The sequence below is a fragment of the Lichenifustis flavocetrariae genome (assembly GCF_026130545.1).
GTDB classification, from domain to species: domain Bacteria; phylum Pseudomonadota; class Alphaproteobacteria; order Rhizobiales; family Beijerinckiaceae; genus Lichenihabitans; species Lichenihabitans flavocetrariae.
In genome coordinates, this window is sequence record NZ_JAMOIM010000032.1 from 39,350 (window position 1) to 53,042 (window position 13,693).

Consider the following 13,693-nt stretch of genomic DNA (forward strand, 5'->3'; position numbering starts at 1 on the left):
GATCGAGAGCGCCCATGCCCCGCTACCATTTCAACACCCATGACGGTCAGACCACGCTGGATCGGGAGGGAACCGTCCTGTCGGGTCTACGTGCCGCGCGACGCCGGGCGATCAGGCTCTCCGGTGCCCTGATCGAGTCCGACTTCGCCCGCATGCAACTCGGAGAGGATTGGCGGATGGAGGTCACAGACGATCACGGCCGTCTTCTGTTCCGGCTCGACTTCACCGTTCTCGAGTTTCGAGAGCCAAGCGACGCCATTGAACTCCAGGGCGCCGGGGCGTGACCCCGCGATCAGCGGCCACCTCCCGTGTCAAGCCTGATTCTGCCACGTCAAACGGAGGGCCGGAGCGCCAGCGCCTTGTCTACCTCGCGACCGCCATCTCGGCGCTTGGCGGCATGCTGTTCGGCTATGACATCGGCGTCATCTCCGGGGCCATCCTGTTCATCAAGACGGAATTCGCGCTCTCCTCCAGCGCCGAGGAGGTCGTCGTCAGCGCGGTCTTGCTGGGATCGCTTGTCGGAGCGATCGCGGGTGGGATGATCGCCGACAGGCTGGGACGCCGCAAACTGTCGATCGTGACCGCGGCTGTCTTCGGTGTGGGGGCGATCGGTGCGGCCCTGGCGCCGGGAACGGGGTGGCTGATCGCGGCCCGGCTCTTGGCCGGCACCGCGATCGGCGTCGCCTCGTTCGTCGCGCCACTCTACATATCCGAGATCGCGCCGGTCGCTATTCGGGGAAAGCTTGTTTCCGTCAATCAGGTCGCGCTAACGAGCGGCATCGTCATCTCGTACCTCGTCGACTACGCGTTCGCGGGCGCGCAAGCGTGGCGCTGGATGTTCGCGCTTGCTGTGATCCCCGCGGCGGCCTTCGGCATCGGATTGATGTTCATTCCCGACAGTCCGCGATGGCTCGTCGGGCGCGGCCGGGTCGACGAGGCCCGGGCGGTGCTGAAGCGCATCCGAAGTCCGGACCAGGCGGAACGCGAGCTGAAGGAGATCCAATCCGGCGCGGCGCAGCAGAAGGGACGTTGGTCCGAACTGCTCAGCCCGACGTTGCGGCCGGCGATGATCGTTGGCGTCGGCCTCGCGATCGCGCAGCAGATCACCGGCATCAACACGGTCATCTATTATGCGCCGACGATCTTTAAATTCGCCGGCCTGTCCTCCGCCTCGGGAGCGATCCTGGCCAGTGTCGGCGTCGGGGTCATCAATGTCGCCTTCACCCTCGTGGCCATGCAGTTGATCGACAAGGTCGGGCGGCGGCCTCTTCTTCTGGTCAGCCTGGCCGGCATGGCACTCGGCCTCATCGTGTTGGGGCTGGCCTTCGCGCTTCCGCAACTATCTGGCAGCCTGGGATGGATCGCGGTTGGAAGCCTCATGGTCTATGTCGGCGCGTTCGCGGTCGGCTTGGGTCCGGTTTTCTGGCTCATGTTGTCAGAGATCTACCCGCTGCGCATTCGCGGCCGCGCCATGAGCGTCGGCACCGTCGCGAACTGGGCAGCCAACCTGGTGGTGGCCCTCTCGTTCCTGACGCTCACCCAGGTGCTGGGCAAGCCGGCGACATTCTGGCTCTATGGCGCCGTCACGCTTGGGTCGTGGGTCTTCGCCTATCTCCTGGTGCCCGAAACCAAGGGCAAGACCCTCGAACAGATCGAAGCGCATTGGCGCGACGGAAAGCCCGCGCGCGACCTGTGACGGTCGTGACGGACCCTTTACCGTCATGGTCCGCTATGGGCGACCGCCCAACGGGGATTGATGACCCGCGATGCTGGGCGGCACGGCTCGACGTAGGATGGTAGGCAGGCGAGTGAGAAAGTCGAATGTTTGAATCACGCATCATTGAAGAGAGCGGACGCACCTTGACGGTCGCGAACGATGACGGCGATCGTTTCACGTTCGAGTTTCCGACAGCTCACGTGGTCGACATTCGCCTGGCAGGACCACCGATTTGGAAGAGCGGCACCGAGCCCGATGTGGCGGCCATCTGGATCGACGACGCGAGGCACGTCGCGACCCAGGCGGCGCGCGACAGGGGCTGGTTGCCGCACGCAAGCTGACACATCCGCTCTCACGCACAACCGAGATTCGGCTGTGGTTACGCCGTGCCCGCTACATCATCGGAAATACTCAGGCGGTTGCCGGCTGCAAAATGAAGCGCCTCACCGCCTTGGCGAAACCCTCGTGCTCGGTGTTATCCGTCACAGCGTGCGCCTGCTCTTTCACGTCGTCGCTCGCGTTCCCCATGGCGATAGAAAAGCCGCTCTTGCGGAACATCGGGATGTCGTTCGGCATGTCGCCAATCGTCGCGATTTCGGTGAGCGGGATGTGGTGCAGCCTGGACAAGGCAACGGCGACGGCACCCTTGTTGGCCTCCGGGTGGGTCACGTCGAGATAGAACGGCTGCGAGCGCTCCGCGCTGACCGTCGCGCCCAGCGTCTCCTGCGCTGCCTTCTCGCAGGCCGCCACCAGGGCGAGGTTGTCTGAAATCCCGACGATCTTTACGACCTGCGCCAGATGCTCGGGCGTGAAGGATGGCACGATCGTGGCGCCGAACCTGACGTTGGACGTCTCGTGCGTGACGTGCGGCGCCTTGGGATCGCGGATCAACCAGTCGTTGGTCGTATAAATCCACACGTCGAGGCCACGGCCCAGGATTAAGTCGACGGTCTGCCGGGCCGTTGCGGGATCGAGACGATGGCTCTCGATGACGGACATGTCGGGATTGAACAGAACGCCGCCATTGAAGCCGGCGATGGCCCCGTCGAGCCCAAGGGGCTCGATCAGCATCCGCATGCCGCGCGGGGGCCGGCCGCTGGTGATCGCAAAGACGATGCCGGCTCGCCGTAGTTCGTGGACGGCCGCTTTTGCGTCCTCAGTCAGCACTTTGTCGCGGGTCAACAAGGTCCCATCGACATCGGCGAGGAGGAGGCGGATTTTAGAATGTATGGTCAAGACGCGGTAACCCAGTTTCGCATATTGTCTCAGTACATCTTCGGCAATCGATGCAAATCTCAGATAGGTGATCTTCGAAAGACGGCTTCTTACTCATCAGATGACATTCGAAAGGACTTTGTCTCACTTTTGGTTCTCGCCGGCATGAACGACGTTGGCGATGGCTGCAGACACGACCACACTTTCAAGAAGCTCCCTCGCGCGTTCGATGGCCGGCAACGCGCCGATTTCGGCGCCAAGTTCGCTTCCATGGTAGAGGACGAGGACGCGCGATTGACACCCTGTTCCGATGACCTGCATGCGCCCGCAATGTGTCTCTCCGGAATGGACGCAGGAGACACTCAGAACGGACGATGTAGCTTCGCCCGTCTCGCGATCAGCGAAAATGGCGCTGCCGGATACCCGATGGGCGCTCCCCAGACCCTGTATGCGTGATTGCAGTCTTTTATCGGTCATCATTGGCGCAGCCGAGCCGTTGCGGGACTGCTCCATTTTGTCATCGTGTTGCATTGCTCTGACCTCGCCAAAATCAATGTTCGTGACAGGGAAGGACATTCACGAGCCGGCAGATAGCATCGGAAACTACTTATCGATGGAAGTGCGCGGGGCTTCGGTTCTGGTTCTCCGGCGAGAGTGACCGCCATAAAGGCGAGGTTGGCCGCGCCGCCCGACCCACGACTCCTGCATTCGCCGGCTGCTGAATAAACCGCCGCACAGCTTATTACCTGCATCCTGGCGCTAACGTCACCGCATTCATCCCGATATCGGAACGTACCCATGTGACCCATAGGTATTTTCCGAAGCTAGGATTCGGTGGTTGCTTTCCTATCCTCTTGATCAGCGAGAGCTGATCAAGAGGTGTGAAAATGAAATGTCTCCTAATTTTGGCAAGTTGTGCTGTTTTTCTCTCAGTCGCTCCTGTTGCTGCAGACGCAGCGACGACCCCAGCGGCGAAGGATGCCGGTCCGGTTATCCAAAATAGCCAGGCCATGGCCGCCGCCGATCAGATGGGTCGCCCTATGAACATGCGGCAGCAGATCCAGGACCAGCTCACCAAGGACGGCTACTCGACCATCTCAGTAACGCCGTCGTCCTTCTTTGTGCGCGCCAAAGACAAGGCAGGCAATCCGGTCGCAATGGTGATCGGCCCCGATAGTTTTACCGAAGTCACGGACGTGATGCCCAAGGCCGCGGCCAACGGCGCACCCTCACCAAAGGCCGGTGGGACGGACGATCCAACCCCGGTTGCTGCCCAGAAGTAAGGATCGGGTTTCAGTACGTGGTTTCGCCGAGAAGACCTCCTCGACCATCAGCGGGGCCGGGCGGCCGGGGGGATAAGTTCCGGAACTCGGCATTGTTCGAAATCCCGCGCCCAATGGAGCTGAAGATGATGGCGGAAACCAAGCCTGATGAGGGGACGGAGGGCTATGCCGCCCGAGAAGTCGTGGGGGTCTTCGATACCCCCGAAGCTTTGGAGGCGGCCGTCGATCGGCTGCAAATATCGGGCTTCGACCGTGCCGCCATTTCGGTTCTCGCGAGCGACAAGATTGTTAAGGAGCGCTTGGGTCGTCTCTATGACTCGGTCGCTGAGATCGTCGACGATCCGCGAGCGCCTCTGGCCGCGTTCGTGTCCCAGGACTCGCGGATGGAGGGCAAGGCGGCTGCTGTGGGTGCCCCTCTCTTCATCGGCGGGATCGCGGGGGGGCTTGCCGTCGTCGCATCTGGGGGCGCACTTGCGGCGGCAATTGTCGCGGCCATGGCCGCCGGTGCCGTCGGAGCCGGCATTGGTGGGCTGCTCGCGCGCCTGATGTCGCACCACCACATCGACCGTGTCGAGCAGCAACTGGCCCAAGGCGGCTTGGTCCTCTGGGTGTCCGTCCGTGACGACGCGGCGGGGGCAAATGCGCTCGAGATCTTGATCCATGGAGGCGCTCGCGACGCTCATTTACATGAGATCCAAAGGGAATGGCACCTGAAGGATTGGTCCTCCACCCTGGGAGGACCCGATCCGTTCCTCGAAAGCGATCCTGCCACGCCTTTACGAGGAACGTCGTTGCCAAACGGAAGGATCGAACGCTTCGGGACGCGGCTGGCTGTCGAATGGCAAACTGCCGCCGTTTCACTCACGGCCGATATCGATAGCGAGGGCCATTAAGGTGAAACTCTGTTCGATGGTCACTCATTACATGGCGACAAACACCCGTGCCTCAAACCGAATGTGCGGCATAGGTCATTCCCGAGCCTGCCATGGGCTGCAATGAGCAAATTGGCTACGACGGGGCGTCGGCAACCTCGGTTGGCTCGTTCTCCTTGCGTCCAGCTCACACGACGAGAGGGTCCCTTGTTCAAATCCTGTGAGTTCGCTCCGCTGTTCGCTTTCACGGCGCTCTTGACATTGAGCGATCCTTCGTCTGCGGCGTTTCAATGCCCTGCAACAAACCCGTCGTCGGAGAGCGGATCAAGCGTCGCTGCTGATGCGGTTCTCCAGAACGATCCAAGTGTCAGCAGTTCTGTGATGACCGCTATCGATCGGTTGCGGGCGAAAGGCCTGAAGAGCGGCGAGATCGTGGATCAGCTCGTGACCAGCTATTGTTCGCGCATCGGTTCGGAGGCTGGACTTTCGGATGAGAGCAAAGCTGAACAGGTCCGGCAATTCGCCTCCAGTCTGGCCAGTGTTGTCTTTCGCTCGCCCGGAAGTTCCCCGGAGGACACTCTGATAAACGTCCCGGTTCCCACCAAGCTCTATGATCAGTTGCGACAAGCGGCCAAGACTGCAAAGGTCAGCGAGAGCGCGTGGATGCTCGGTGCCATCAGAAATCGCCTTGCCGCCCCGTGACGAGCAGCTCTGTTTGGACAGTCCACCAAGGGCGCGGATCGTCCCTGAAGTTGATGTGGCGGGTGATTGTGCCTGAAGGACTGACATGACGCTCGAGATCAAAGTCGGTCCGCCCCAGCTCGCGGTTCATCAGGGCTACACCGTGATGGTCAGCGATCCGGATGGGCAGATCAGCGTCGAAGGGGACAAGGGTCTCTATTTTCTCGACACGCGGCTCATCAGTGCCTGGGCCATGTTCGCCGATGGCGTACCCTGGAAGCTGCTCAACGGCGGTGCGCTGTCGGCCTCCGCGGCCCGGATCTATTGCACCAACCTGCCGATCCTCACGGCTGGCGGAACGATCGCGGAAAACACCCTTGGGCTCGTGTTCGGGCGGCATATCGACGGCGGCATGCATGAAGACGTCGATATTATCAACTATGGCGCCACGCCGGTGTGCTTCAGTCTCGAACTCGCGATCCGAAGCGACTTCGCTGATCTTTTCGAGGTGAAGGGCAAGACGGTCACACGCCGGGGCCAGATCCGAACCGACTGGTCTCCGGAGAAACAGGCCTTGACGACCACCTACAGCCATGAAGATTTTTCGAGAGCGCTGAAGGTGACGGCCATCAACCAGCACACGGCGATGACCTATGCGAACGGCCGCTTGAACTTCACCGTTGACATTGAGCCGGGCGCCTCGTGGCATACCGGTCTGCTCTACGATTTCGCCAGTGGCGAGACGTGGAGCAAGGCCCCCAAGCAGGCCGTTGCCGACTACATGAGTTCGGACGCGATGAAGGCGCAAAAGCGCTGGGCGGACAGCGTGCTCAAGGTGGAGACCGAGAACCAGACCTTTGCCACGGCTTTCGCGCAGGCGATCGACGACATGTCCGCATTGCGCCTGCCGATCGAGGGCACGGATCACCTGCAGTTCGTACCGGCGGCCGGCCTGCCGTGGTTCGTCGCGCTGTTCGGTCGCGACAGCCTGATCATCTCGCTGCAGAACGCCATCGTGCATCCCGAATTTGCGCGCGGTGCGTTGCTGGTTATGGCGCAATGGCAGGCAACCGAACGCGACGACTACCGCGACGCCGAACCGGGCAAGATCCATCATGAGCTGCGGCGGGGCGAACTCGCCCATTTCAAGCTCATCCCGCACACGCCCTATTACGGAACAGCGGACGCGACCCCGCTCTACCTGATCACGCTGCACACCGCCTGGACCTGCACGGGCGACCGGACGCTGCTCGCCAAGCACCTCGATACGGCGGAGCGATGCCTCGCGTGGATCGACCGCTATGGCGATCGCGACGGCGACGGCTTTCAGGAATATGAAACCCGCTCGCCCGTCGGCTACGCCAATCAGGGCTGGAAGGATTCGGGCGACGCCGTCATGAACGTCGACGGCTCGCTGGTCCAGGGGCCAAAGGCGCTTTGCGAGCTGCAGGGCTACGTCTACGACGCCTGGCTGCGCATGGCCCAGATCTACGATGCCTTGGAAAACCGCCAACGTGCCGGCGAACTCCGCCGGAAGGCGGCTGTGCTGTTCGACCAGTTCAACGCCACCTTCTGGAACGAGGCGGAGGGGTTCTACGCCTTTGCGCTGGATGGCGACAAGAAGCCGGTCATGTCGATCGCGTCTAACCCCGGGCAATGCCTCTGGTCGGGCATCGTGCCGCCGGATCGGGCGCGTCGGGTCGCGGATCGTCTCATGCAGCCGGACATGTGGAGTGGCTGGGGTATCCGGACCCTCTCGGCTGGTCACAAGGGCTTCAATCCCTATAACTATCAGACTGGCGCGGTCTGGCCACATGACAATGGCTTCATCGCGCAGGGCATGAAGCGCTACGGCTTCCACGACGAGACCTGCCGCGTCGCCGAAGCCATCACGCGCGCGGCCGGCTATTTCGCCATGGACCAGATGCCGGAACTCTACGCCGGCACGCAGCGCGACGATTCGAATTTTCCCGTGCAGTACATCGGCGCCAACGTTCCGCAAGGCTGGGCCGCCGGGTCGATCTTCTCGCTACTCCAGGCCATGCTCGGGTTTCAACCGGACGCGCCAAACGGGAAGCTTTACGTCGATCCGGCGCTGCCGGACTGGATGTCGAGCCTCACGGTTCGCGACCTGCGGGTCGGGGCGATGAGCTTCAACATCCGCTTCGAGCGGAAGGGCGGTCGAACCGATTTTGCGGTGATCGAGGGCCCACAGGACGCCGTCGTCCGTCGATCGATGGCCGACTGGGCAAGGGGGTTGCGCAGCGGGTCCTGACCGAAAGACTGGTCACGTGCCCGTAGTTCGGCGTTGGGTCGGACCTTGATCAGACAGCGCTCTCCGCTACGGTCGGCCCGATACGGATCATGTCTCCGATGAGGCTCGTCAGGGCCTCTGCCGAATAGGGTTTCCGCAGGATCCGGAAATCGCCAGACAGCTCCTCCTGTCTGGCCAGGACGTTGCTGTAGCCGGTTGTCAGAAGCACCGGCAGTCCCGGCCATCGGCGGTTCAGTTCGTGCGCAAGATCGACGCCGTTCATGTGTCCCGGCATCAGCACGTCGCTGAAGACGAGATCGAAGTCCCGCTCGCTGCCTTCGATCGCCGCCAAAGCCGCAGCGGCGTTGGTAACAGAGCGGACCTCATAACCGAGATCCTCCAGGATTTCAGAGGTGATTTCTGCAATCTGAACGTGGTGCTCGACCATGAGAAGTCGTCGCTGTCCTGTTGGTCTCGCTTGAATTCGCGCCATCGTGGCCATCGGCTCCGCTTGGGCATAGGGCAGGAAAAGGGTAAACGTCGTGCCGCGGTCGACCTCGCTCTCCACACGCACCTCCCCGCCCATCTGTGTGACGAAACCCTGGACCTGCGAAAGGCCGAGACCGGTCCCAGCGCCCACCGCCTTGGTCGTGTAAAGCGGCTGAAAGATCTGATCGAGTTGTCCGGACGGGATGCCCGTGCCCGTGTCGCTCACGGCCACGGCGATGACGTCGCGGGATACTGCCACGTGTCCTCCCCACTCAGGAACATCGGACATCTGTCTGACCGAGATCGTGAGATGCCCCTGGCCATTCATCGCATCGCGCCCGTTCACGGCCAAATTGACCAGAGCCGTTTCGAACTGGCTGATGTCGCCTCTGACAAAGCAACGATCCGATGTGAGTTCGGTGGTGATTTCGATCTGCGAGCCCACGATCGTTTGCAGCATGTCGGCCGTGCGACGCACCTGAACTGCTGCGTCGAAGACGGTTGGCTCGACGGGTTGCTTGCGGGCAAAGGCGAGAAGCTGTCCGGTCAGTCTCGCAGCCCGGTCGGCTGTCGTGCCGATCGCGTCGATATAGCGGCTCCGGCTCTCCTGGGAGAGACTTTTTCGCCGAAGCGCCTCGACGCTGCCCATGATGACCGTCAGGAGATTGTTGAAGTCGTGTGCCACGCCACCCGTGAGCTGCCCGATCGCTTCCATCTTCTGCAATTGGTGCAGCGCTTGCTCGGCGGTCCGCCGCTGGCTGACGTCGACCTGATTGCCGACGAAATGCCGAAGTTCGCCGTCCGCGTCGAAGACCGGTCCGAGGCAGAGAGCGTTCCAGAACAAGGTGCCGTCGCGCTTCCTGTTGAGGATTTCGATCGAGATCGGACGCCGTGTGGCAAGGGCCTCGCGGAGAGTGCGGATCGCTGCAGGATCGGTCTCGGGAGCTTGAAGGAACCGGCAATTGCGCCCGATGATCTCATCGGACGCAAAGCCCGTAAGCTTGGAAAACGCCTCGTTCGCAAAGACGATCGGATGATCCGGGCGGTGAGGATCGGTCAGCACCGTGGCGATCCCCGACGTGTTCATCGCCGCGAGAAAGATGTCGGCCCCGCTCCTCCGTTCAACCTCAGGCTCAGGCTGTATGGGCTGGCTGAGCATGGAGGGATCGCTCCGATCGACTGTTCGTTCCGAACCGATCTAGAATCCGTAACCCCGCCAACCGTAGTGGTTGTGAAGACTTTTTTCGTAGACCTGATCGATCATGGCGATCGGGTCCCAGGCCGGACTTGTTTTGACCCGATCGCGGGTGACGTCGAGCCGGATCGTGTGCTCCGACCACGCGATCCCTTTAACGGCGTAAGGCGAGATCAGGACGTGCTTTCCGAACCACCAGTTCTTGGTGTCGACGATGAGATAGCGAATGTCCCAGCTCGCATCGTCGATCAACATGTTCTCGACATGGCCGATCTCGCCATCGGTCGCCTGAAGGTGCGAACCGGTCACGGTGGTGATGCTGCGCAAATGCGGATCACCCTCGTCCGAGGCATGCCGGTTCGGCATTCGAGGCGCTCCCATGTCGGAATAGCCCAAAGAGCCCACCATGCCGAGCCCGCCTCCGAAATAGCCACTGCCACCCCAGACAGGGTCCCAGCCGTAATAGTCGTAAAGCTGACTTTGCATCTGGAGCGAGACAGGCCGGTCTCGGGCGAGGTCGGGACTGCGCTCGATCTGCGCCTTCGACATCCGAACCGGCAATTCCTGCGCGCGGTGATCGACCTGGCCGATGGCTGACGGGTGAACCAGGACTTTACGCTCTGACAACCAGGTTCCGGTGTCGACGACCAGCCATCGAAGCCTCCACGATTCGTCATCGAACAGAACGTCGCTGACACTGCCGATGCGGCCGTCAGTGGCGAGGATGGCATAACCCTTCAAGGCTGAAACAGCGATAAGCATGGGATGATCCTCTTTGGTTCGGCGCGCTTCAGTCTTCGTCGGTGCTATGGCGGGACACGCCAAGGGGGGGCGGCGCCAGCGGCAAATCACGCTCTTGATGACGGAAGACTAGATTTGTTTGCCGCGGACGAAGAGGCTCGGAAACTACCTATGCTCTGCGTGGCGCGCGAGGACACTCGCGCTTTTCGAAAGCGGCTCGCCGATGTCCAACTCACCTTCGGGCTGAAGTAGGGACGGCTCCGGACAGCGGAGCCGCATCACCGCTTCCTCAGCCGAAGGCATTGGCGCCGAGCGCGAGGTAATGCACGTTATCTCCGGACTTTACGCGCAGCAGAACGGGTTTGCGCTCCTGCTTGGCCGCGCTGAAGGCGGTCGTAAGATCCGCCGGTCGCGAGACGGTCTTGCCATTCGCTTGCAGGATGACGTCGCCGACACTCAGGCCGTTCTGGGCCGCGATGCCGTCCTGGTCGACGGCAGCGATCGTCACGCCGTCCTTTGCCCCACCCGGCACCACAGAAGACGGGACGAGCGTCATGCCGAGCGAAGACAGTTCGGTCTTGTCCGTTTCAGCCGAGGCATCCGCCTTCGCCTCCTTGTCCCCCGGTAGCTTGCCGAGCGTGATCGGGATCATCTTGTCTGCACCATCGCGCCACACGGTGAGCGTGACCTGCTTGTCCGGGCCAAAGGCGGCGATGCTGCGCGACAGGTCACGCGGGCCTTCGACGGCCGTTCCATTCACGGCTTCGACGACATCGCCGGACTTCACACCCGCGTCAGCAGCGGGCGAACCCTTCTGCGGCTCGGAAACCAACGCGCCCTTCGTGCTCTTCAAGCCCAGGCTGTCGGCGATGTCGGCACTGACGGGTTGAATCTGCAGCCCGAGCCAGCCGCGCGATACGACGCCGTTGGCCTTCAATTCCGCAATAACGCCCTTTGCGACCTCGGCCGGAATGGCGAACCCGATGCCGACGCTGCCGCCAGACGGCGAGAAGATGGCGGTGTTGATGCCAACGACTTGGCCCTGCGTATTGAAGGTCGGTCCCCCGGAATTCCCTTTGTTCACAGGAGCGTCAATCTGCAGAAAATCGTCATAGGGTCCCGCGCCGATGTCGCGTCCCCGCGCCGAAACGATGCCGGCTGTCACCGTACCACCGAGGCCGAACGGATTGCCGACCGCCATGACCCAGTCGCCGACCCGAGGGGTGCTGTTGCCCCACGGCACGAATGGGTAGTTGTCGCCGGTTTTGGTCTTGAGCAGGGCGAGATCCGTCTTCTTATCCGTGCCGACGACGGTCGCGGGTACGGTACGACCATCCTGCAACGTCAGTTCGACGGTCGTTGCGTGTTCGACGACGTGGTTGTTGGTGACGACGTAGCCGTCCTTGGAGATGAAGAAGCCCGAGCCGAGCGCCATGCCGACGCGCGAGTTCGGATGGACCGGTCCGTTGTTTTCGCCGAACTGCTTGAAGAAGCGGTACATCGGATCATCCTTGGGGACGCTCGGCATGCTGGGCGGCTGCTGGCCAGCACCATTTCCATCCTGGCTCGCGGCGACATCGTCCTCAGTAATCTTCACCTTGACGGACACGACGGCCGGGCTAACCCGAGCCACAATGTCAGCAAAGGAGCCGGGTGCGATCTCGGCGGGGGCCGGCTCGCTGGCGATCTGGGCGGCGTGCGAGGGCGTGGTGCCGAGAAGCGTGGTTTCCGTGGCGACGCCACCGACCGCAACGATGGCGACGGCACCGAGTAACGCAGCGCGAAGCCGGGACGGGTTACGGATATTGATGATGTTCATCTGATTGCCTCGGTGGTCGCCTTGTCGCACGGCTCGATCAGCGTGCTGATGAACGTAGGGTGCATGAACCCATGTTACGAGACGATGTCCGCCGCGTTAGTATTTATTAATTACTTGATATTGACGAAAATTTACATTGCATAACTTTAAGCCAAAATCTCACAGAAATCGTATGACTTCTACTTATGTGCCGGGCTCAATCCCTAGCATAGGGCAAAACAAGATCGAGAACTTTTCTATAAACTGAAATTTCAAGCTGATTGCTATGCGCCTCGACAAAATCGACAAAAGCCTTGGCGCTATCATGTATGTCGTCGCCGTCATATTCATTCCCGCTCAATCCCAGCAGACTTTTCAACCAGCGATGTGACATGCGGAGCGTAGGTAGATTCCGAGCCTGTTGGGATCCCACGATCAAGTGTTATTGACGTCACTCGGCAGGGCGGCGCTTCGAGCCATACCGGCTACAGGCCGCCCTTCACATATGGCGGAACTGGAGACGCTCATGGCGACGGAAGCCGAGGCCCGCTTCAAGGAACAGGCGGCTTCGCTGGCTAAGCCCGTCATGGTGGCGGGCCCTGGCACCAAACGTGCGGCGATGTTTGCCATCCGTCGCATTATCGCTCGGACCCGCGCCATCGATCTCACCGACATCCTGACCGACGGCACGGCAGTGGGGCGCCCGGTCACGGTTTTGATCAATGCTAAAGCTCACGACGGCCATTTGCACGAATTCGAAAAGGACTTGGCTTCGAAAAATCACCACTCCAGAGAGGCGCAAGCTGACCCATTCCTCAAAGCGGAACCCGTCGAGCGTTGACCAAAAGCTCAATCACGGAGCGGCCCGTGCGGGACTGGCGGCGCGTCCATCATTCGCCGTGGTTTTGGGTTGGTGTCACGATGTTTCTAACCGCGATCCTGACCTACGTCTTTTCGGAAGACCTCTCAATTCGTCCGCATCGCCAAGGATCGGTGGAGCGGGTCGAGGGTCGATCCCTGGCTATTCCACAGAGCCCATGATGCGCTTTGCGTTCATTCGAGCGCGAATGGGAAGGTCAAGGCGCCGGACTTCATTCATCCGCGGTCGATGCATCGACCAGGGACAGGTTTGTAGGTTTCTCAGACTTTCGGGAAGACAACGCCAATAAGCAGGGCGTGCGAATTTGGAAGACGCCGGCTCAGCGCCCCGATGAATACCAGCCGTTGTGGTTGCGCAGAAATGGATATCGAAGCAAGTCCGATCCGCCGAACCCTGCTCGCGCTCCCGTCGTGCCGTCCGTTAGCCTGCCCACGCCAATCGCCGTCTCGGGCCAGCGGGAGGCCGTCCTCAGCGCATTGCGCCGTGCCATCGCAGCGTGAGGAGCTGTTCAGGATGGCGGCGATGTCGGTGCGGCGCTGGAGGACGTGATGGGTTCGAGCGTGAGGGG

13 protein-coding genes are annotated in these 13,693 nt (G+C 61.5%); 8 read left to right on the plus strand and 5 right to left on the minus strand.

What is annotated here, in order from left to right:
• Positions 1-14: 14 nt before the first annotated feature.
• The 3 genes from M8523_RS27830 to M8523_RS27840 all read left to right on the plus strand — a co-directional run bounded on the left by M8523_RS27830 (position 15) and on the right by M8523_RS27840 (position 2,058).
• Entirely contained in the window at positions 15-284 is a 270-nt protein-coding gene (locus tag M8523_RS27830) for a DUF6894 family protein (RefSeq protein WP_282588143.1), read from the plus strand.
• Positions 281-1,696, plus strand: coding sequence for a sugar porter family MFS transporter (locus tag M8523_RS27835; protein WP_282588144.1), 1,416 nt, complete (start codon positions 281-283; stop codon positions 1,694-1,696). The genes M8523_RS27830 and M8523_RS27835 overlap by 4 nt, the downstream gene beginning before the upstream one ends.
• Positions 1,697-1,821: 125 nt before the next feature.
• Positions 1,822-2,058 (plus strand): hypothetical protein, encoded by a 237-nt coding sequence (locus M8523_RS27840; protein WP_282588145.1) that lies wholly within the window; start codon positions 1,822-1,824, stop codon positions 2,056-2,058.
• Between the two features lie 70 nt (positions 2,059-2,128).
• Here M8523_RS27840 and M8523_RS27845 read toward each other — a convergent pair whose 3' ends face one another.
• Both M8523_RS27845 and M8523_RS27850 read right to left on the minus strand, forming a co-directional pair.
• Entirely contained in the window at positions 2,129-2,953 is an 825-nt protein-coding gene (locus M8523_RS27845; protein ID WP_282588146.1) for a Cof-type HAD-IIB family hydrolase, read from the minus strand.
• 123 nt (positions 2,954-3,076) lie between these two features.
• On the minus strand, positions 3,077-3,508 hold the full coding sequence (locus tag M8523_RS27850; protein ID WP_282588147.1) for a hypothetical protein: 432 nt from the start codon (positions 3,506-3,508) through the stop codon (positions 3,077-3,079).
• Between the two features lie 434 nt (positions 3,509-3,942).
• On the opposite strand from M8523_RS27850, the gene M8523_RS27855 reads away from it, so the two are divergent.
• From M8523_RS27855 to M8523_RS27870, 4 genes are all read left to right on the plus strand, one after another.
• Positions 3,943-4,215: a hypothetical protein gene (locus M8523_RS27855; RefSeq protein ID WP_282588148.1), complete on the plus strand. Its 273-nt coding sequence runs from the start codon at positions 3,943-3,945 to the stop codon at positions 4,213-4,215.
• Between the two features lie 125 nt (positions 4,216-4,340).
• A complete protein-coding gene (locus tag M8523_RS27860) occupies positions 4,341-5,108 on the plus strand; it encodes a general stress protein (protein WP_282588149.1) in 768 nt (255 codons plus the stop codon).
• Between the two features lie 240 nt (positions 5,109-5,348).
• The gene (locus tag M8523_RS27865) at positions 5,349-5,789 is read left to right on the plus strand and encodes a hypothetical protein (RefSeq protein WP_282588150.1); all 441 of its coding nucleotides are present in this window, start codon (positions 5,349-5,351) and stop codon (positions 5,787-5,789) included.
• An 85-nt stretch (positions 5,790-5,874) separates the two neighbouring features.
• Positions 5,875-8,043: an amylo-alpha-1,6-glucosidase gene (locus M8523_RS27870; protein ID WP_282588151.1), complete on the plus strand. Its 2,169-nt coding sequence runs from the start codon at positions 5,875-5,877 to the stop codon at positions 8,041-8,043.
• A 49-nt stretch (positions 8,044-8,092) separates the two neighbouring features.
• Here M8523_RS27870 and M8523_RS27875 read toward each other — a convergent pair whose 3' ends face one another.
• The 3 genes from M8523_RS27875 to M8523_RS27885 all read right to left on the minus strand — a co-directional run bounded on the left by M8523_RS27875 (position 8,093) and on the right by M8523_RS27885 (position 12,266).
• The gene (locus M8523_RS27875) at positions 8,093-9,670 is read right to left on the minus strand and encodes an ATP-binding protein (protein WP_282588152.1); all 1,578 of its coding nucleotides are present in this window, start codon (positions 9,668-9,670) and stop codon (positions 8,093-8,095) included.
• Positions 9,671-9,709: 39 nt separating this feature from the next.
• Positions 9,710-10,468 carry a PRC-barrel domain-containing protein gene (locus M8523_RS27880; protein WP_282588153.1) on the minus strand — a complete coding sequence of 253 codons (759 nt, stop codon included), beginning with the start codon at positions 10,466-10,468 and terminating at the stop codon, positions 9,710-9,712.
• Between the two features lie 268 nt (positions 10,469-10,736).
• Positions 10,737-12,266 (minus strand): Do family serine endopeptidase, encoded by a 1,530-nt coding sequence (locus M8523_RS27885; RefSeq protein ID WP_282588154.1) that lies wholly within the window; start codon positions 12,264-12,266, stop codon positions 10,737-10,739.
• A 505-nt stretch (positions 12,267-12,771) separates the two neighbouring features.
• Between M8523_RS27885 and M8523_RS27890 the strand changes: the two genes are divergently transcribed.
• The gene (locus M8523_RS27890) at positions 12,772-13,086 is read left to right on the plus strand and encodes a hypothetical protein (RefSeq protein WP_282588155.1); all 315 of its coding nucleotides are present in this window, start codon (positions 12,772-12,774) and stop codon (positions 13,084-13,086) included.
• Positions 13,087-13,693: the final 607 nt, after the last annotated feature.

Excerpts from the sequence above, each read along its gene's own strand:
- M8523_RS27870 (WP_282588151.1), top strand. The coding sequence starts at position 5,875 with ATGACGCTCGAGATCAAAGTCGGTCCGCCCCAGCTCGCGGTTCATCAG.
- M8523_RS27840 (WP_282588145.1), top strand. The coding sequence starts at position 1,822 with ATGTTTGAATCACGCATCATTGAAGAGAGCGGACGCACCTTGACGGTC.
- M8523_RS27875 (WP_282588152.1), bottom strand. The coding sequence starts at position 9,670 with ATGCTCAGCCAGCCCATACAGCCTGAGCCTGAGGTTGAACGGAGGAGC.
- M8523_RS27855 (WP_282588148.1), top strand. The coding sequence starts at position 3,943 with ATGGCCGCCGCCGATCAGATGGGTCGCCCTATGAACATGCGGCAGCAG.
- M8523_RS27880 (WP_282588153.1), bottom strand. The coding sequence starts at position 10,468 with ATGCTTATCGCTGTTTCAGCCTTGAAGGGTTATGCCATCCTCGCCACT.
- M8523_RS27850 (WP_282588147.1), bottom strand. The coding sequence starts at position 3,508 with ATGTCCTTCCCTGTCACGAACATTGATTTTGGCGAGGTCAGAGCAATG.
- M8523_RS27885 (WP_282588154.1), bottom strand. The coding sequence starts at position 12,266 with ATGAACATCATCAATATCCGTAACCCGTCCCGGCTTCGCGCTGCGTTA.
- M8523_RS27890 (WP_282588155.1), top strand. The coding sequence starts at position 12,772 with ATGGCGACGGAAGCCGAGGCCCGCTTCAAGGAACAGGCGGCTTCGCTG.
- M8523_RS27860 (WP_282588149.1), top strand. The coding sequence starts at position 4,341 with ATGATGGCGGAAACCAAGCCTGATGAGGGGACGGAGGGCTATGCCGCC.
- M8523_RS27830 (WP_282588143.1), top strand. The coding sequence starts at position 15 with ATGCCCCGCTACCATTTCAACACCCATGACGGTCAGACCACGCTGGAT.